This window comes from Roseomonas sp. SRI_022 (assembly GCF_057586215.1).
This window is the reverse complement of sequence record NZ_JBYCZL010000013.1, coordinates 91,831-109,770: the sequence shown is the minus strand read 5'-3', so window position 1 is coordinate 109,770 and position 17,940 is coordinate 91,831. Positions and strand designations below refer to the sequence as shown.

Annotated in this window: 14 protein-coding genes; 11 read left to right on the top strand and 3 right to left on the bottom strand. The window is 70.1% G+C overall.

The window, feature by feature from the left end:
- Positions 1 to 182: 182 nt before the first annotated feature.
- The gene (locus tag AC2YHJ_RS14960; protein WP_487396876.1) at positions 183 to 1,133 is read right to left on the bottom strand and encodes a calcium-binding protein; all 951 of its coding nucleotides are present in this window, start codon (positions 1,131 to 1,133) and stop codon (positions 183 to 185) included.
- Between the two features lie 317 nt (positions 1,134 to 1,450).
- Here AC2YHJ_RS14960 and AC2YHJ_RS14955 point away from each other — a divergent pair, with 317 nt between their 5' ends.
- The gene (locus AC2YHJ_RS14955; protein WP_487396875.1) at positions 1,451 to 3,370 is read left to right on the top strand and encodes a polysaccharide biosynthesis protein; all 1,920 of its coding nucleotides are present in this window, start codon (positions 1,451 to 1,453) and stop codon (positions 3,368 to 3,370) included.
- A 173-nt stretch (positions 3,371 to 3,543) separates the two neighbouring features.
- Here the strand turns inward: AC2YHJ_RS14955 and AC2YHJ_RS14950 are convergent, their stop codons facing one another.
- The gene (locus AC2YHJ_RS14950; protein ID WP_487396874.1) at positions 3,544 to 4,362 is read right to left on the bottom strand and encodes an IclR family transcriptional regulator; all 819 of its coding nucleotides are present in this window, start codon (positions 4,360 to 4,362) and stop codon (positions 3,544 to 3,546) included.
- Positions 4,363 to 4,521: 159 nt separating this feature from the next.
- Between AC2YHJ_RS14950 and AC2YHJ_RS14945 the strand changes: the two genes are divergently transcribed.
- Genes AC2YHJ_RS14945 through AC2YHJ_RS14900 form a run of 10 tightly spaced genes read left to right on the top strand, consistent with a single transcriptional unit; the run spans position 4,522 to position 17,037 of the window.
- Positions 4,522 to 6,591, top strand: coding sequence for a hydantoinase/oxoprolinase family protein (locus AC2YHJ_RS14945; protein WP_487396873.1), 2,070 nt, complete (start codon positions 4,522 to 4,524; stop codon positions 6,589 to 6,591).
- Positions 6,588 to 8,237: a hydantoinase B/oxoprolinase family protein gene (locus tag AC2YHJ_RS14940; RefSeq protein WP_487396872.1), complete on the top strand. Its 1,650-nt coding sequence runs from the start codon at positions 6,588 to 6,590 to the stop codon at positions 8,235 to 8,237. The genes AC2YHJ_RS14945 and AC2YHJ_RS14940 overlap by 4 nt, the downstream gene beginning before the upstream one ends.
- Positions 8,238 to 8,279: 42 nt before the next feature.
- Positions 8,280 to 9,800, top strand: coding sequence for an ABC transporter substrate-binding protein (locus tag AC2YHJ_RS14935; protein WP_487396871.1), 1,521 nt, complete (start codon positions 8,280 to 8,282; stop codon positions 9,798 to 9,800).
- A gap of 4 nt (positions 9,801 to 9,804) precedes the next feature.
- Entirely contained in the window at positions 9,805 to 10,758 is a 954-nt protein-coding gene (locus AC2YHJ_RS14930) for an ABC transporter permease (protein ID WP_487396870.1), read from the top strand.
- Positions 10,758 to 12,611 carry a dipeptide/oligopeptide/nickel ABC transporter permease/ATP-binding protein gene (locus AC2YHJ_RS14925; RefSeq protein ID WP_487396869.1) on the top strand — a complete coding sequence of 618 codons (1,854 nt, stop codon included), beginning with the start codon at positions 10,758 to 10,760 and terminating at the stop codon, positions 12,609 to 12,611. The genes AC2YHJ_RS14930 and AC2YHJ_RS14925 overlap by 1 nt, the downstream gene beginning before the upstream one ends.
- A complete protein-coding gene (locus AC2YHJ_RS14920; RefSeq protein WP_487396868.1) occupies positions 12,608 to 13,588 on the top strand; it encodes an ABC transporter ATP-binding protein in 981 nt (326 codons plus the stop codon). Before AC2YHJ_RS14925 ends, AC2YHJ_RS14920 begins: the two co-directional genes overlap by 4 nt.
- On the top strand, positions 13,585 to 14,280 hold the full coding sequence (locus AC2YHJ_RS14915) for an SDR family oxidoreductase (protein WP_487396867.1): 696 nt from the start codon (positions 13,585 to 13,587) through the stop codon (positions 14,278 to 14,280). The genes AC2YHJ_RS14920 and AC2YHJ_RS14915 overlap by 4 nt, the downstream gene beginning before the upstream one ends.
- Positions 14,277 to 14,552, top strand: coding sequence for a 2Fe-2S iron-sulfur cluster-binding protein (locus AC2YHJ_RS14910; RefSeq protein ID WP_487396866.1), 276 nt, complete (start codon positions 14,277 to 14,279; stop codon positions 14,550 to 14,552). The genes AC2YHJ_RS14915 and AC2YHJ_RS14910 overlap by 4 nt, the downstream gene beginning before the upstream one ends.
- Entirely contained in the window at positions 14,549 to 15,928 is a 1,380-nt protein-coding gene (locus tag AC2YHJ_RS14905; RefSeq protein WP_487396865.1) for an FAD-dependent oxidoreductase, read from the top strand. The genes AC2YHJ_RS14910 and AC2YHJ_RS14905 overlap by 4 nt, the downstream gene beginning before the upstream one ends.
- Positions 15,925 to 17,037, top strand: coding sequence for an NAD(P)/FAD-dependent oxidoreductase (locus AC2YHJ_RS14900; RefSeq protein ID WP_487396864.1), 1,113 nt, complete (start codon positions 15,925 to 15,927; stop codon positions 17,035 to 17,037). Before AC2YHJ_RS14905 ends, AC2YHJ_RS14900 begins: the two co-directional genes overlap by 4 nt.
- Here AC2YHJ_RS14900 and AC2YHJ_RS14895 read toward each other — a convergent pair.
- Positions 17,028 to 17,888 carry an isocitrate lyase/PEP mutase family protein gene (locus tag AC2YHJ_RS14895; protein ID WP_487396863.1) on the bottom strand — a complete coding sequence of 287 codons (861 nt, stop codon included), beginning with the start codon at positions 17,886 to 17,888 and terminating at the stop codon, positions 17,028 to 17,030. The genes AC2YHJ_RS14900 and AC2YHJ_RS14895 overlap by 10 nt on opposite strands.
- Positions 17,889 to 17,940: the final 52 nt, after the last annotated feature.

Below are 17,940 nucleotides of genomic sequence, written 5' to 3'. Positions count from 1 at the left end.
TCAGGAAGCCGGCGTACGCCGCATCACCGGGTTCGTCCGCGATGCCCGCGAACAACGCCATGGCCGAGGTGCCCTGCGTCACTCTCGAGCGCGGACCGCTCAACCGCCGCCTCCGTTCTCGGGCCAGGCCCGCATGGCCGCCTGACGGTGGCCGTCGGTACCAGGCCAAGGCTGGGGCGCCCTCAGCCGATGAGGAACCAGTCACTCGACACAGTGTTGACGTCGACACCTGCCAGCAGGACAGTCACGTTGCCTGCTGACATCAATGTTTGCGTCTCGTCGCCGGTGGCGGATTTCATCAGCGCATCGCGTAGTGCGGCGGAGGCGACCACCAGGTGGTCCCCATCGCCCGCCTGGCCGCCGCTGAAGTCGAGGATGATGTCGGAGGACCCTGCATTGGGGCGCAGGACGAAGGTGTCCGCACCGCCGCCGCCCGACATCACATCGTCGCCGATGCCACCGTTGATCGCATCGGACCCGTCGCCGCCGTCGATGGTGTCGGCCCCGGCGTTGCCTTGCAGAGCGTCGTTGCCGGCGCCGCCATTGACCACGTCATTGCCTGCGCCGCCGACGACACTGTCGTCGCCGTCCTCGCCTTCCAGCGCATCATTGCCGGCGGCGCCGAGAATCGTGTCCGCTCCGGCATCGGCGAAGACCGAGTCGTTCCCGGCGCCGGTATGCGTGAAGTCGCTGCCGTCGCCGAGCAGGATGAAGTTGGCGCCCGCGCTGCCATAGGCGCGATCGTCGCCCGCCCCCGCATCGAGCGTGTCGGCCGCGGTGTCGGTGCCGGCATAGAGCACGTCGTTGCCGTCGCCGCCGGCCATCACATCGGCACCGGCACCGCCGGCCACCGTGTCGTTGCCGCCGCCCGCATCCACGACGTCGTCGCCATCGCCGGCGGTGACGTAGTCATCCCCTTCGCCTGCGAGGATGGTGTCGGCGCCCGCCGCGCCGCCCAGCGTATCGTTGCCGGCGCCGCTGAGAATGAAGTCGTTGCCGATCCCGGCATAGATCGCGTCGCCAGCATCGCCGGCCACCAGGACGTCGTCGCCCGCCAGGCCAAAGATCGTGTCGGCCAGGCCGGTCGTGTTGGAAAGCGTGTCGTTGCCGGCCGTGCTGCCAGGGATCGCCATGTCTGTTTCCTTCCAGCGTTACCTTTCTCGTTCATGGATTCTTCACAGATTCGTTACGACGTCCATGCAATAACGGCGAATCCGGAACGATTTTCACGATAAGCCGTTGCATTTGTCGCTATTGGTCATTTTTGGGACGTTGCAGGCGGCCTTCCCGCCGGCAAGTCAAGCCGAAGGGGCTGATCGCGTGTTGGGCGCGCAGTTGCCGGCGTTCGCCAGGCTCGACCGGCCCGCCGCCCGGCGCCGGCGGGGTCGCGGATGCAGGGCGGCGTCGTTGAAGGCTGGCCGTCAGGCTTGCGGCGCCCTATAGCCGCGACATGGCCCGCGGCCCATCCTTTCGCATCCTGCTGAACCTTGCGCTCGACAGCCTGTCGGCGGTCATCGCGCTGCCGGTCGCGGTCTGGGCGGCCGCGCCCGGGGTATGGCCGCCGGCATTTTGGTGGGTGGGCGCATTGCCCGGGGCCGTCCTGGCGCTGGCGGCAGCGGGGGCGCCGCTGCGCCTGCCTCAACAATACTGGCGCTTCGTCGGCCCGCGCGACCTGATGGCGGTGGCCGGGGCGGCGATCGGCGCCGCGCTGGTCTTCGCCCTGGGACTGCATCTGCTCGGCGCCTGGCGGCCGCCCAATGAGGCGTTTCCGCTGATCCACGCCGCGGCACTTGGCCTGCTGCTCGCCGGCGGGCGGGTGGCGAGCCTGCTGCAGGCAGCGCGCCATGCCGGTGATGCCTCCCCCGACGCGCAGAACGTCCTGCTGGTCGGTGCGGCGGAAGGGACCGACCTGTTCCTGCGCGCCCTGTCGCGCGACCGCCGCGCGCCCTATCGCGTCACCGGCATCCTGTCGCTCCGCGCGCGCCAGGCCGGGCGGCGCATGCAGGGCCACGCTATCCTCGGCACGGTCGAGGAGACCGAGGCGGTGCTCGACACGCTGCGCGCCGAGGGGCGCTTGCCGGCGGTGATCGTGCTCGCCTCCGCCCTGTCGGGCCCGATGCTGGAAGGGCTGCTCGACGCCGCCGACCGCCATGGCGTGCCGGTGCGCCGCGCCCCGGCGCCGACCACCCTCGCCCCGGCAGGCGGCGGCGAAGGGCGGCGCGTCGAACTGCGCCCGGTTTCGATCGAGGACCTGCTTGACCGCCCGCAGGTGCCGCTCGACCGGGAAGGCATGGCCCGGCTGGTGCAGGGAAGGCGCGTGCTGGTCACGGGCGCGGGCGGGACGATCGGCGGCGAACTGGCGCGGCAGGTCGCCGCACTTGGGCCGGCGACGCTGACATTGCTCGATCACGGCGAATACGTGCTCTACGAGATCGACCTCGAATTGCGGGAGAAGAACCCGGAGGTCGTCCGCCGCGCCGTGCTGGCCGATGTGCGCGACGAGCCGCGTATCCGTCGTCTGTTCGAAGAGATCCGCCCCGAGCTCGTCTTCCACGCCGCCGCGCTGAAGCATGTCCCGATGGTCGAGAACGACCCGCTCGAGGGGTTGCTGACCAATGCGCTCGGCACGCGCATCGTCGCCGATGCGGCGCGCGCGGTCGGCACCACGGCGATGGTGTTCATCTCGACCGACAAGGCGGTGAACCCGACCTCGGTGATGGGCGCGTCGAAGCGGCTTGCCGAGATGTATTGCCAGGCCTTCGACCGTGAGGCGCGCCACGGCAAGGAAGGGATGCGCTGCATCACCGTGCGCTTCGGCAATGTGCTGGGGTCCACCGGTTCGGTCGTGCCGCTGTTCCGCCGCCAGTTGGAACGCGGCGGCCCGCTGACCGTCACGCATCCCGACATGCGACGGTATTTCATGACAGTGCGCGAGGCCGTCGGCCTCGTGCTGCAGGCCTCCGTCGTCGGCACCACGGACCCGGAGAACATGCCCCCGGAACTCGCCGATGGCGGCATCTTCGTGCTCGACATGGGGGAGCCGGTGAAGATCGTCGACCTCGCCCGGCGCATGATCCGCCTGGCCGGGCTGCGGCCGGACGAGGATGTCGAGATCCGCTTCACCGGCCTGCGCCCCGGCGAGAAGCTGTTCGAGGAACTGTTCCACGGCAAGGAAGCGCCGCGTCCCACGGCCTATCCAGGGCTGCTGGTGGCGACGCCGCGGACGGCCGATGCGGCGCTGGTCGGGCGCGCGATCGATGAGATCGCGACCGCTGCGCGGGGCGGAACGCCACGGGTGGCGCTGCAGCAGCTTGGCCGGCTGGTGCCGGAATTCGAGCACGCGCCGGAAGGGACCGTGGCGACGCGGTAGAGGCGGAGGGGGGCGCCGCCCCTTCCCAATCCTGACCCCGCCGGTGTGCGGCGCGCCCTTGCGCGTGGTCTGTGGTGCTGGCCGCCAGAGCTGCTGCCGGGGCAACAAAGGCCCCTGGCCCCTGGTGGGATGGGTCCGGGAGGTCAATGCCCCTCCTGGTTCCGCGCCCGGCGCTACCCGAATTCCATCGCCGCGCCGGCGCGCCGCAGCGACGGGTCGAAGGGGTTGATCCCCCGCCCGATCGCCGCGGCTTCCCGCTTCAGCATCTCGGCCATCACCGCGCGGCGTTCGGGCGTCAGCCGGTCGGTCGTGGTGCCGATCGAGATGGCGGCGACAGCGCGCCCATCCTGGTCGAGGATCGGCGCGCCAAGCCCCGCCATGCCGGGGATCAGCCCGGCCGCGCCGCCGCAGAAGCCCTCACGATGCACCTGCGCCAGTTCGGCGCGCAGGGATGCCTCGTCCGGGCCGCCGATCTGGCGCATGCGCGGCAAGTTGTGGCGGATGATCTCGTCCTGCTCGGCAGGGGGCAGGAAGGCAAGGATCGCCACCGACCCCTGCCCGACGCCGAGCGGCACGCGCCCGCCGATATCCCCGGTGAAGGAGCGGATCGGCAGCGGCCCCGCGCTGCGTTCGATGCAGACCGCGTCATAGCCATTGTGGACCAGCAGGAAGAGCGTCTCGCCCAGCGATGCCGTCAGGCGCAGCAGGGTCGGCCGGGCCAGGTCGCGCAGGCCGAGCGTGTCGCCGGCCCGCGCGGCCAGCAGGAACAGCCCGAGGCCGAGGGTGTAGCGCTTGGACCGCGCATCGAAGGCGACCGCGCCCTCGGCGGCGAGGGCGCGCAGCATGCGGTGGACGGAGGGGCGCGGCAGGCCGGCGCGGCTGGCGATCTCGGTCAGGCGGGTGCCGCCAGGGCCGCTGTCGCCCAGCAGGCGCAGCAGGCCGAAGGCGCGGCTGACGCCGCTGATTGCGGGTTCATGGAGTGCTTCCGACAAGCGCGGCATCTCCTTCCTGATCGGCCTATGAAATTCCGCGGAGAGAAAAAATGCGTCAATGACTCTCGCTGTAAGGAATAAAGGCTTGCCGGCCGGCGAAATGCAACAGGATAGTCATGTCGCGCAAGGCGCGATCATCCGCGAAAGGGAAGCAGTTCCATGGCCCGTTGGCGTGTTGGCGTGGACTCCGGCGGGACCTTCACCGATGTCTGCCTCTTCGATGAGGAGGAAGGCCGGGTCGAGGTGTGGAAGGTCTCCTCCACGCCGGACGACCCGTCCCGCGGCATCGCCCAGGGGGTCGAGGAAGGCATGCGCCGCGTCGCCCCTGACGCTGCGCAGCCCGGCGCACCGGTCGCCTATTTCGGCCACGGCACCACGGTCGCGACGAATGCGCTGATCCAGCATCGCGGCGTGAAGACCGGCCTGGTCACGACCGATGGCTTCCGCGACCTGCTGGAGATCGGCCGCCAGAAGCGTCCCGACCTCTACGACATGCAGGCAGACAAGCCGCCGACCCTGGTGTCGCGCGACCTGCGCCAGGAAGTGCCGGAACGCGTGCGCCACGACGGGCGCATCGACTTGCCGCTCGACGAGGCGCGGATGCGCGAGGCGGCGAAGGCGCTGAAGGAAGCGGGGGTGAAGGCGATCGCCGTCTCCTTCCTCTACGGCTTCATCCGGCCCGAGCATGAGAAGCGCGCCGTCGAGATCCTGCGCCAGGAGATGCCCGACGTCTTCATCAGCGCCGGCCACGAGATCGCCCCTGAATTCCGCGAGTTCGAGCGGCTTTCGACCGTGGTGCTGAACGCCTATCTCGGCCCCGTCATGCGCAACTACATCGAGCGCCTGACGCCGCGGCTGCGCGACCTCGGCATGACCGCGACGCCGCATCTGACGCAATCCAATGGCGGTGTCATCGGCTTCGGCACGGCCGCCGAGATGCCGGTGCGCGCGGTGCTCTCCGGCCCGTCCACCGGCGTGGTCGGCGCGCAGGCGATCGGCGCGCTGGCGGGCTTCGAGGACCTGATCACCTTCGACATGGGCGGCACTTCCACCGACGTGGCGCTGCTCAACGGCGGAGCCTGCAAGCTGACTTCGGAGGCCATGGTGCATGGCTATCCGATCAAGGCGCCGATGCTCGACATCCACACGGTCGGCGCCGGCGGTGGGTCCATCGCCCATATCGATGCGGGCGGGCTGCTGAAGGTGGGGCCGCGGTCCTGCGGCGCTGATCCCGGCCCGGTCTGCTACGACCGCGGCAACACCGAGCCGGCGACGACCGACGCCAATGTCGTGCTGCAGACGCTGAACCCGGTCTATCTGCTGGGTGGCCGGATGAAGGTGCGGCAGGACCTGGCCAAGGCCGCGATCGGGCGGTTGGCGGAGAAACTCGGCCTCGGCGTGATGGAGACGGCGCAGGGGATCATCTCCGTCGTCACGGCGAACATGGCGCGCGCGATCCGCGTCATCTCCGTGCAGCGCGGCTACGACCCGCGCGACTACACGCTGATGGCCTTCGGCGGAGCCGGCCCGCTGCATGCGGCGCGGCTGGCGCGTGAGCTCGACATGAAGCGCGTGCTGGTGCCGCCCTATCCTGGCATCCTCTGCGCCATGGGCCTGCTGCTCACCGACCTGCGTGCCGATTTCGCGGCGACCAAGCTGCTGCCGGCGACGCCGGACTCGGTCGGCGACGTGGCGTCCGCCTTCGATGGTCTCGTGGCGCGTGCCGCCGAATGGTTCACGCATGAGGAGATCGCCGCACCCGACCAGCACATGACCCGCACGGCGGATATGCGCTACGCCGGGCAGAACTACGAACTCGCGGTGCCGCTGCCCGACGGCCCGGTGACGGCGGCGACCATCGCCGCACTCGCCGAGGGCTTCGCCGAGGCGCACAGGCAGCGCTACGGCTTCGTCGCGGAAGGCGAGCCGGTGCAGCTCGTCACGCTGCGCCTCGAAGCCACCGGCCGCGTGCGCAAGGCGGAGTTGAAGTCCCACCCCGATGCCGGCCCCGATGCCTCGAAGGCGATCGTCGGCGAGCGCGACGTCTGGTTCCCCGAGGCTGGCGCCTTCGTCCACACGCCGATCTACAGCCGCGACAAGCTCGCGCCGGGCAATCTCTTCACCGGCCCGGCCATCGTCGAGCAGATGGACACCACCACGGTCGTCCTGCCGGGGATGCATGCACGGGTGGATTCCTACCTCAACCTGATCCTGGAGGTGGCGGCATGAACGACGCGCCCGCAACGCACGCCCCCGTGCTGGACCCCATCACCGTCGAGGTGATCGGCGCCGCGCTCTCCTCCATCGTCGAGGAGACGGGCGAGGCGCTGATCCGCGCCTCCTACTCCACCAACATCAAGGAACGGCGAGACTGTTCCACCGCGCTGTTCGACACCAGCGGCAACACGCTGTGCCAGGCGGAACATATCCCGATTCATCTCGGGTCCTTCATCGGCATCGTGCCGCATATCATGAAGAAGCACCGGGTGGAGGACATGCAGCCCGGCGACGTCTTCGTCGGCAACGACGCCTATGAGGGCGGCGGCACCCATCTGCCCGACATCGTGCTGGCCGAGCCGATCTTCGTGGAGGGCAGGATCGTCGCCTGGACGGTGAACCTCGCCCACCATTCCGACTTCGCCGATCGCGGCCATGCCCATATCTACCAGGAGGGGCTGCGCATCCCGCCGGTGCGGCTGTATCGGGCGGGGGAACTGCAGAAGGATGTGCTCGACCTCATCCTGCTGAACTGCCAGGTGCCGCGCGAACGCCTGTCCGACCTGCGCGCGCAGATGGCGGCGAACCGCGTCGGCGTGCAGCGCTTCCAGGCGCTCTGCGCGAAGTATGGCACGGCGGTGGTGATGGCCGCCGGCGCGGCGCTGCTCGACTACGCTGAGCGCAAGATGCGCGCCGGCATCGCCGCCATCCCCGACGGTACCTGGACCTTTGAGGATGTCTTCGAGAGCACCGAGGTCACCGAACATCTGCCGCTGAAGGTGCGCGTCACCGTGCAGGGCGATGCGATGTCGCTGCATTTCGACAGCCCGAAGCAGCTGCGCGCCGGGTTGAACATGACCTGGACCGCGCTCGCGGCCACTGCCTACTACGTCGTGAAGTCTGTGGTCGATCCGACCATCCTGCCGAATGCCGGCCTGGCGCGGCCGCTGACGGTCACGGCGCCGGATGGTACGGTGCTGAACTGTTCGCACCCCGCCGCCGTGAACGGGCGCGTGCAGACCTGCCAGCGCGTGTCCGACCTGATCATCGGCGCGTTGGCGCAGGCGGTGCCGGACCGGGTGACGGCCTGCTCGAACTCCGTCTGCACGGTGGCGACCTTCATCGGCCAGCGGCCGGAGGATGGTGCGATCTGGGTGTACCTCGAGACCATGGGCGGAGGCGCCGGCGCGCGCGCGTCCAAGGACGGGCTGGACGGCGTGCATGTGCATGTCACCAACACCTCCAACCTGCCGGTCGAGGCGCTGGAGATCGAATATCCGCTGACGCTGCTGCGCTATGAGCTGGTCGATGATTCCGGCGGCGTCGGGCAGTATCGCGGCGGCATGGGACTGCGCCGCGTCTATCGCGCCGACCAGGATTGCCGCGTGCGCGTCGATGTCTCGCGCCTGTCGTCCAAGTCATGGGGCCTGCTGGGCGGCGGCGCCGGCGGCCATGGCGCGGTCGAATGCGGCCCCGGCGTGGTGTTCGACAAGGATAATGCGGTGCTGAAGGCGGGCCAGTGGTTCGCCGTGGTCAGCCCGGGTGCGGGCGGCTACGGCCCGCCGGACAGGCGCGAGCCCGCCGCGGTGGCGCGCGACCTGGCCGAGGGCGTGATCGGCGCGGCGACGGCGCGCGAGGTCTACGGCTACACTGGCTGACACAGGGTCTGTCTGGGCAACAATGAACAGGAGTGCTGAGCAATGGGTCCGAGCATTTCCCGCCGCGCCGTCATGGCTGGTGCCGCGAGCCTGCCCTTCCTGCGCGCCCCGGGGGCGCGCGCCGGCACGCCGGGCGAGTTGACCTTCGGCCTGTCATCCTTCCCGCCCAGCATCCAACCCTGGCAGAACACCGGCACCGCCGCCGCGACGATCAAGCTGATGATCTATCGCGGCCTCACCTCCTACGCACCCGATGGGTCGCTGCGCGGGGAACTCGCGGAATCCTGGCAGCCGATCGGCACCCAGGGCTGGGAGTTCAAGCTGCGCGACGCCCGCTTCCAGAACGGCGAGAAGGTCACTTCAGCCGATGTGAAGTGGACGATCGAACAGATCGCCGCGGAACGCTCCACCGCCTATTTCCGCGCCGAGATGCAGGGCGTGGACCGTGTCGATACACCCGACGACCGCACTGTGCGCATCATGCTGAAGGCGCCGGTGGCGACGCTGCCGATCATGATGGCGTCCTATCACCTGCCGATCATTTCGCGGAACTCGCCGCGCGGCCAATCAGTGGGTGCCGGGCCGTTCATGATCAAGGCGCAGGAACGCGGCGTCTCGCTGGAACTGGAGCCCTTCACTGGCTTCCACCGCGCTGGCCTGCCCAAGCTGAAGCGCATCCGCGCCATCGCCTATGCCGATGAGAATTTGCGTGTCGCGGCCCTGCGGTCCGGCGATGTGGACCTGATCGAATACGTGCCCTGGCAGTCGATGGACGCGATCAGTGCGGATCCGGGACTGAGCCTCGACACCGTCGATGGCGCCTTCATGTTCCTGGTGTTCAACGGGTCGCGCCCGCCCTTCAACGACCCGCGCGTGCGCAAGGCCGTCGCCCATGCCGTCAAGCGGGAGGAATTGGTCCGCGCCGCTTTCTTCGGCCGCGGTTCGCCGCTTCAGCAGCTGCCCGTCGCGGAATCCAGCCCCTTCTACAACGCCGAGTTCAAGGACGGCTGGAAGTACGACCCCGACCTGTCCAAGCGCCTGCTGGCCGAGGCCGGGCACGCCAACGGCATCTCCTGCTCGCTGCTGTCCACCGCGCAATACGGCATGCACAAGGATACGGCGGAGGTGGTGCAGCAGCACCTGGCCGCTGTCGGCATCCGCGCCGAGCTGAACATGCCCGACTGGGCGACGCGCGTGGCGATCGGCAATCGTGGCCAGTACGACGTGGCGGTGATGGGCACCGCCGCCGACAGCAACGACCCGGACGGCATCGCCAACTTCATCGACGGCTCGCTCGCGCCGTCCTATGTCCGCAGCTTCAACCTGAAAATCGACCGCATCACCGAGGGGCTGGCCGCCGGGCGCGCCGAGTTCGACCAGGAGAAGCGCCGCGACATCTACCGGGAGGTCGAGCGCGTCGCGATCGAACAGGCGCCCATCGTTGGCCTGACCTGGCGCAGCCAGGGCTATGCGATGCGCAAGCAGGTGACGGGCTTCAAGAACCTGCCGGGCGCGCTGACTTTCTATTCGGGCCTGACCTTCGAAACCACCGAAGTGGCCTGACTGCGTGCTCGCCTTCGCCGCGCGCCGCCTGATCGTGTCGGTCGGCCTGGTCTGGGCCGTGGCTTCGCTGGTCTTCCTGGTGATTCACCTGATCCCGGGCGATCCGGCGGAGCTACTACTCTCCCAGGGCGGCATCGCGCCGGACCCGGTGGCGGTGGAGGAACTGCGTGACCGGCTGGGGTTGAACCTGCCGCTGTGGACGCAGTATCTCGACTACATGGGCGGGTTGCTGCGCGGGGATTTCGGCCTCGCCTTGCAGGATGAGCACCCGATCGTGGACGAGATCGTGCTGCGCCTGCCGCGCACGCTGGAGCTGGTGGGCACGGCGGGGCTGATCGCGCTGGTCTTCGGTGTGCCGCTCGGCATTGCGGCGGCCCTGCGCGCCGGCGGCCTGCTGGATCGTGCGCTGACCGCGTGGGCCGGCTTCGCGCTGTCGATCCCGGTCTTCGTCGTCGGCACGCTGACGGTGCTGGTCCTGGCGCAGCAGTTGAAACTAGTGCCGGCCGGCGGCTACGTGCCTTTCGCACGCGATCCGGGGCGTCACATCCTGCTGCTGCTGATGCCGGCCGGGACCATCGCGGTCGGCCTCGGCGCGGTGGTGTTCCGTGTCATGCGCGCCTCTGTGCTCGAGGTTCTGGAACGCGAGCATGTCCGCGCCGCCCAGGCGCGCGGCGTCTCCCCGGCGGCGATCATCCGGCGGCACGTGCTGCGCAATGCGTTGACGCCGGTGGTCACGGTGGTGGCGCTGCATCTCGGCTCGCTGCTCGGCGGCACCGTGCTGGTGGAATTCGTGTTCAACTGGCCGGGCCTGTCGGGCTACCTCGTGCGCGCGGTGGAATCGCGCGACTATCCGGAGGTGATGGGCATCGTGCTCGTCATCTCCGCGATCTTCGTGCTGCTGAACTTCCTGGTCGATCTGCTTTATGCGGTGATCGACCCGCGCGTCAGGCACGGCTGATGCGGCGCACCGCCCTGCGTGGCCTGCTCGCACCCGGCCTGCTGGCGCTGGCGATCGTGCTGCTGGCGATCGCCGCGCCGGTCCTGCCGCTCGCCGACCCTGTGCGGCAGGATGTCGCGAACCGACTGACGGGCCCCTCGGCGCTGCATTGGCTGGGGCAGGACGAATACGGGCGCGACGTGCTGTCGCGCATCATCTGGGGCGCACGGGTTTCGCTCTCCGTCGCCTTCGCGGCGGCGGCGGCGGCGGCCGTCGCCGGCACGCTGCTCGGCATCCTCGGTGGCTATTTCCGCGGCGTGGTGGAACTGTTCACCGTGCGCATGGCGGAAATTGTGCTGTGCTTCCCGCCGCTGTTGCTCGCGCTGCTGGTCGTCACGCTGCTCGGGCCGGGCGCGGCGACGCTGATCTTCTCGCTGTCCATCCTGTTCGCCCCGGGCTTCGCGCGCGTCGCCTACGCCGAGACGCTGTCGGCCCGCGCGCTGGACTACGTCACGGCGCAGCAGGCGCTGGGCGCGCGGACGCGGCGCATCCTGGCGCTGACCGTGCTGCCGAACATCGCGACGCCGCTGATCGTGCAGTTCTCGCTGACCGTCGCGGCGGCGATGCTGCTGGAAAGCGGGCTGTCCTTCCTCGGGCTCGGCGTGGTGCCGCCCTCGCCATCCTGGGGGCTGATGATCCGCGGTGCGCGCGCGGCGATGGAACAGGCGCCGCTGCTGCTGTTCTGGCCCTGCCTCGCGCTGACGGGCACGGTGCTGGTGCTGAACCTGCTGTGCGACCGGTTGCGCGACGCGCTCGACCCGCGCGGGCGCGCGATGGGACGGCCGGGTTTCCTCGGCCGTGTCTTTGCGCTGCCGCGCGCGCCCGAGCCGACAACGGCGCCGGGCCTTTTGACCGTCCAGGGGTTGACGCTGCAGGTACCGGGGCCGCAGGGGCCGGTCGCGGTGGTGCGCGACGTCTCCTTCAGCCTTGCGCCGGGCGAGACGATGGCGATCGTCGGCGAGAGCGGATCGGGCAAGACGCTGACCGGCCTTGCCGTGATGGGCTTGCTGCCGGCGGCGGTGACGCCGCTGGCGGGCAGCATCCTGCTGACCGGCCGCGACCGGCAGCTGCGCGACCTGTTGCGCCTGCCGGAGGGCGAGTTGCGCGGGTTGCGCGGCCACGACCTTGCCATGATCTTCCAGGACCCGTCGAGCAGCCTGAACCCGCTGCTGCGCATCGGTTCGCAGGTCGCCGAAAGCCTGCGCGCCCACGGCACGACCGATGGCCTGCAAGACCGTGTCGTCGCGCTGCTGCGACAGGTCGGTCTGCCCGATCCGGAACGCGCGGCCATGGCCTATCCGCATGAACTCTCCGGAGGCCAGCGCCAGCGCGTGATGATCGCCGCGGCCATTGCCAATCATCCGCGCCTGTTGCTGGCGGATGAACCGACCACCGCGCTCGACGTCACGGTGCAGGCGCAGATCCTCGCGCTGCTGCAGGAGTTGAAGCAGGCCGAAGGCGGGATGGGCATGGTCTTCGTGACGCACAACCTGGCCGTCGTCGCAGAGATCGCCGACCGCGTCGCGGTGATGTATGCGGGTGAGGTGGTGGAGGAAGGCCCGGCCACCAAAGTGCTCGCCGCACCCCGCCACCCCTATACCGCCGCGCTGATCGCCAGCACGCCGGAAGGCGAGGCGGCGCGTCTGTCCGCCATTCCTGGTGCCGTGCCGCAGCCCTGGGCCATGCCGGCCGGATGTCGCTTCGCCCCGCGCTGCGCGATGGCGCAGCCCGCCTGCGAAGCGGCCGCCCCGGCATTGGCCGAGGTCGCCCCCGACCGCACCGCGCGTTGCCTGCGCTGGAAGGAGGTCGCATGACCGCCCCCCTGGTGCGTGGCGAGGGCCTGACCCGCGCCTTCCATCGCCGCGGCGGCTTGCTGTCGCGCGGCGTGCCGATGATGGCGCTGCGCGGTGTCGATATCGACCTGCATCGCGGCGAGGCGGTCGGCGTCGTCGGGGAATCCGGCTGCGGCAAATCGACGCTCGGCCGCCTTCTGCTGAGGCTGATGACGCCCACCGGCGGGCGCGTGCTGTTCGAGGACCGCGACCTCGCTACCCTGCCCGCGGCCGATCTGCGGGCGTTGCGGCGGCGCATGCAGATGGTCTTCCAGGACCCATACGGCAGCCTTGATCCACGCCGCACGGTGGGTGCGCAGATCGCCGATGGCATGGTGATCCATGGCCTCGCGCAGGGTGCGGCGGCGCAGGACCGTGTTGCGGCGCTGCTGCGGCAGGTTGGACTCGATCCCGGTCATGCGAAGCGTCTGCCGCATGAATTCTCCGGCGGGCAGCGCCAGCGCATCGCGGTGGCGCGCGCGCTGGCGACGCAGCCGGATTTCATCGTCGCGGATGAACCGGTCTCGGCGCTCGACGTGTCGATCCAGGCGCAGGTGGTGAACCTGCTGGCAGACCTGCGGGCGGAACTCGGCCTCGCGCTGGTCTTTATCAGCCATGATTTGCATGTGGTGCGGCATCTCTGCGACCGCGTGGTGGTGATGTATCTCGGCCTGGTGATGGAGGAAGGCCCGGCGGCCGAGATCTTCCGCGCCCCGGCGCACCCTTACTCACGCGCGCTGCTCGCCGCGACGCCGTCGCTGCGCCATCGCGGCGCCGCCGCCGCGCCGCTGGCCGGCGAAGTACCGAGCATCGCGAGGCCGCCCTCCGGCTGCGTATTCCGCACGCGCTGCCCGATGGCGCAGCCGGCCTGCGCGGACGCCGTGCCGATCCTGCGGCCACTTCCCGGCGCGACCGGTCGCCTGATCGCCTGCCACCGCGCCGAGGAGATCGCCGCATGATGGACCCGACCGGACGCGTCGCGATGATCTCCGGGGCCGCGCGCGGCATCGGGCGCGCGGTGGCCGAACGCCTGCTCGCCGCCGGCTACACCGTCAGCGCCGGGGTGCGCGATGCCTCGCGCCTGCCTGCCCATGACCGCCTGTCGGCCCATAGGTTCGAGGCCGCGACGCCCGGCAGCGCCGAGGCCTGGGTCGCCGCGACCATCGCCCGGCACGGTCGCATCGACGCGTTGGTGAATGCCGCGGGCATCAATCCGCGCGCCGCGATGCTCGACGCGGACGAGACGAATTTCGACGCGATGTGGACGGTGAATGCGAAGGGGCCGATGCGCGTCATCCGCGCCGCCTGGCCGCATCTGGTCGCGACGAAGGAGGGGCGCGTGGTCAACGTCTCCTCCCTGTCCGGCAAGCGCGTGCGCAATGAGAATCTCGGCTACGCGATGAGCAAGTTCGCGGTCATGGCGCTGACGCAGGAGGTGCGGCGCCAGGGCTGGGAACACGGCATCCGCGCCACCGCTGTCTGTCCCGGCTTCGTCGATACCGACATGACATCCCATGTCACCAAGGTCAGCCGCGATTCCATGTCGCGGCCCGAGGATATCGCCGCGCTGATCGAATCCGTACTGCGCCTGCCGAACAACGCGACGGTCGCGGAGTTGCTGGTGAATTGCCGGCATGAGGACACGCTGTGAAACTGGTCCGCTTGCGCGACGCGATCCGCCCGCGCATCACGTTGCGGCTGGAAGGCGCACCGATCGAAGCGCAGCGCGGCGACACGCTGCTGACCGCACTGCTCGCCGCTGATGCGGGCCATCTGCGCGAGAGCGAATTCGGCGACGGACCGCGCGCCGGCTTCTGCCTGATGGGCGCCTGCCAGGATTGCTGGGTGGTGGTGCAGGATCTCGGCCGCGTGCGCGCCTGCGCGACCCTTGCCGAGGATGGCATGGAGGTGCGGCGCGGATGAGGGTCGCGGTGGTCGGCGCGGGCCCCGCCGGGGTGCGCGCGGTGGAACGGCTGGTGGCCGCGGGCCTTTCGCCCGTCTGGATCGACGAGGCACCGGATGGCGGCGGACGCATCTACCAGCGGCCGCCGCCGGGCCTCGCCCGCGATGCGCGCAGCCTCTACGGCTTCGAGGCGAAGCGCGCCACGGCGCTGCATGAAACGCTCGATGCGCTGAAGCCGCGCTGCGATTGGCGCCCCGACACGCTGGTCTGGCACATCCGCCCCGGCGCGAAGCGGCTCAGCACGTTGTCGCGCGGCCGACAGCAGGACGTCGCATATGACGCCGCCATTCTCTGCACCGGCGCGATGGATCGCGTCATTCCCGTCCCCGGCTGGACGCTGCCGGGGGTGACGACGATGGGCGCGGCGCAGATCGCGCTGAAGACCCAGGGCTGCGCGATTGGGCGCCGCGTCGTGTTCCTCGGTAGCGGGCCGCTGCTGTGGCTGGTGGCCTATCAATATGCGAAGGCCGGCGCCGAGGTTGCGGCGGTGCTCGACACGACGGCCTTCGCGACGAAGCTGCGCGCTTCGCCCGGGCTGCTGTTGGGCGGGGCGACCTTCGCCAAGGGGCTGTACTACACGGCGTGGCTGCGCGCCCGTGGTGTGCGCATCGCGGAGGGCATCACGCCCGTCGCGATCGAAGGCGGCGATGACGGCGTCGCTGCGGTGACCTGGCGCGACGCCGCCGGGCGCGAGCACCGCACGGAATGCGATGCGGTCGGCCTGGGCTGGGGGCTGAAGCCAGAGGCGCAACTCGCCGACCTCGCGGCCGTGCCGTTCCGCCACGATGCCGTGCAGTCCAACTGGGTGCCGGTGCGCGATGGTGCGGGACGCACGCCGGTCGCGGGCATCTACCTGGCTGGTGACGGCGCGGGGATCGGCGGCGCGGAGGTGGCTGAACTCGCCGGCGCGCGCGCGGCATTGGCGCTGTTGGAAGACAGCGGCCATCGCATCGATCCGATCGAGACCGTCGCGCTGGATCGTCGCCTTTCCGCTCAGGCGCGCTTCCGCGCCGCGCTGGAGCGCGCCTTTCCTTTCCCCGCGCATCTCGCGCGCAACATGGCGGACGATACGCTGCTGTGCCGCTGCGAGGGGCTGCGCGCAGGCGAACTCCGCGCCGCCGCGCGGGCGGAGGCGGCCACCGGCCCGGCACCCGAGATGAACCGTGCCAAGGCCTTCACTCGTGTCGGCATGGGTCGCTGCCAGGGCCGCGTTTGCGGCCCGGCGGCGGCGGAGATCCTTGCCGCCGAGCTCGGCTGCGAGGTGCCGCAGATCGGCCGTCTGCGCGGCCAGCCGCCGGTCAAGCCGATACCGATCAGCGCGGGAGACGCAGCATGACCACGACCTGCGACGTGCTGATCCAGGGCGGCGGCGGGGCGGGTTGCTCGGCGGCGCTGCATCTCGCGCAACGCGGGTTGCGCGTGGTCCTGCTTGAGCGCGGGCTGGTCGGTGGCCAGGCCTCCGGCGTGAATTACGGCGGCGTGCGGCAGCAGGGGCGGCATCCGGCGGAATTGCCCATCGCGCGGCGGTCGCGCGAGATCTGGGGGCGGCTCGGCGTGCTGGTCGGCACCGATGCGGAGTTCACCGTCACCGGCCATCTGAAGCTGGCGCGCAGCGAAGCGGAGGAAGCCGAGCTCATCGCCTACCTCGACGTCGCGAAGCAGTACGACCTGCCGCTGCGCCTGGTCGGGCGCAACGCGATCCATCGGGAATATCCCTGGCTTGGACCGAAGGTCCTCGCGGGATCCTTCGCGCCGGAAGATGGCGCGGCCAATCCGCGTCTGCTCGCGCCTGCCCTGGCAAATGCCGCGCGCGCTGCCGGCGCCGACATCCGCGAACATGCGGAGGTCGTCGCGCATGCGCATGACGGCACGCGCTTCACGCTGCACACCAAGGCCGGAGACAGCTTCTCCGCTCCGGTGCTGCTGAATATGGCCGGCTTCTGGGGTGGTGCTGTCGCCGAGGCCTTCGGGGAGGCGGTACCGATCGCGCCGCTGTCGCCGAACATGGCGGTGACCGAGCCGCTGCCCTATTTCATCGAACCCAATCTCGGCGTCGTCGGCGGCAACGTCTATCTGCGCCAGATCCCGCGCGGCAACATCATCTTCGGCGGTGGGCACGGGGAAGCGGATGCCTCCGTTCCCTGGTCGCGCCCGCTGCCGGACGTGACGATCGAGGCGACGCAACTCGCGGTGCAACTGGTCCCGGCGCTGGCCGGCGCGCAGATCATCCGGTCCTGGAGCGGCATCGACGGCAAGATGCCCGACGGCATTCCGGTGATCGGGCCGAGCAGCACCACGCCCGGCCTGTTCCACGCCTTCGGCTTTTCCGGCCACGGCTTTCAGCTCGGCCCCGGTATCGGGGCGATCATGACTGAGCTGGTCGTGGACGGGCGCACCGATATCCCGCTCGATGCCTTCCGGATCGAGCGCTTCGCTCAGCCGTAATCCTCGTCCAGCTTCTGGAAGCGCGGCAGGTCCACGAGGGCGCTGAATTCGCCATAGGTCATCATGGAAGCGGCCGCGGCGGCCGGCGTGCCGTCGCGCTTCAACGTGGCGAGTGCATCGGCCATCGCCTTCGACGCTGCGAAGAGAAGCGAGACGGCGTAGAGCACGACGGCGAAACCCATCTCCTCCAGCGCCTTGGCGGTCAGCGCCGTGGTTTCGTTGCCATCGACGATGCTGACCACCTTCGGACCAGGAACCTGCCGGGCGACAATCTCCACTTCCCGGATATGCTTGATGCCGTCGACGAAGACGAGGTCCACGCCGGCATCGCGGTACATCAGGGCGCGACGGATCGCCTCCTCCGCCCCGATTGCCGGCATGGCATCGGTGCGGCCAATCACTAGCGGGCCGTTCGCGGGGCGTGAGGCGATCGCGCAGCGCAGCCGGCGTGCGGCCTCCTCCGCATCGATCAGGCGGATGCCGGCGAGTTGCCCGCAGCGCTTCGGCGCCACTTGGTCCTCCAGATGCACGGCGGCGACGCCGGCCTGGGCGTATTCCTCCATGGTGCGGGCGATATTCGCCGGGCCGCCATAGCCGGTGTCGGCATCGGCGATGATCGGGATGGCCACCGCGCGTGCCATGTCGCGGGCATGGGTCGTCATCTCGGTCTGCGTCAGCAGGCCGATATCGGGTCGGCCGAGGCGCGAGGCGGTGGCGCCGAAGCCGGTCATGTAGATCGCCTCGAAGCCGGCGCGTTCGATCAGGCGCGCGGCCAGCGCATCCGGCGCCCCGGGCGCGGAGATGATGCCGCCCGCGGCAAGGCGGGCACGAAGGCGGTCGGCAGCGGTCATGATGGTCGGTCCTGGCGTTTCCCTGGGAGCGCAGAATCCCCCGGAACCGGGT

Excerpts from the sequence above, each read along its gene's own strand:
- AC2YHJ_RS14900 (WP_487396864.1), top strand. The coding sequence starts at position 15,925 with ATGACCACGACCTGCGACGTGCTGATCCAGGGCGGCGGCGGGGCGGGT.
- AC2YHJ_RS14960 (WP_487396876.1), bottom strand. The coding sequence starts at position 1,133 with ATGGCGATCCCTGGCAGCACGGCCGGCAACGACACGCTTTCCAACACG.
- AC2YHJ_RS14895 (WP_487396863.1), bottom strand. The coding sequence starts at position 17,888 with ATGACCGCTGCCGACCGCCTTCGTGCCCGCCTTGCCGCGGGCGGCATC.
- AC2YHJ_RS14935 (WP_487396871.1), top strand. The coding sequence starts at position 8,280 with ATGGGTCCGAGCATTTCCCGCCGCGCCGTCATGGCTGGTGCCGCGAGC.
- AC2YHJ_RS14905 (WP_487396865.1), top strand. The coding sequence starts at position 14,549 with ATGAGGGTCGCGGTGGTCGGCGCGGGCCCCGCCGGGGTGCGCGCGGTG.
- AC2YHJ_RS14915 (WP_487396867.1), top strand. The coding sequence starts at position 13,585 with ATGATGGACCCGACCGGACGCGTCGCGATGATCTCCGGGGCCGCGCGC.
- AC2YHJ_RS14925 (WP_487396869.1), top strand. The coding sequence starts at position 10,758 with ATGCGGCGCACCGCCCTGCGTGGCCTGCTCGCACCCGGCCTGCTGGCG.
- AC2YHJ_RS14955 (WP_487396875.1), top strand. The coding sequence starts at position 1,451 with ATGGCCCGCGGCCCATCCTTTCGCATCCTGCTGAACCTTGCGCTCGAC.
- AC2YHJ_RS14920 (WP_487396868.1), top strand. The coding sequence starts at position 12,608 with ATGACCGCCCCCCTGGTGCGTGGCGAGGGCCTGACCCGCGCCTTCCAT.
- AC2YHJ_RS14945 (WP_487396873.1), top strand. The coding sequence starts at position 4,522 with ATGGCCCGTTGGCGTGTTGGCGTGGACTCCGGCGGGACCTTCACCGAT.
- AC2YHJ_RS14940 (WP_487396872.1), top strand. The coding sequence starts at position 6,588 with ATGAACGACGCGCCCGCAACGCACGCCCCCGTGCTGGACCCCATCACC.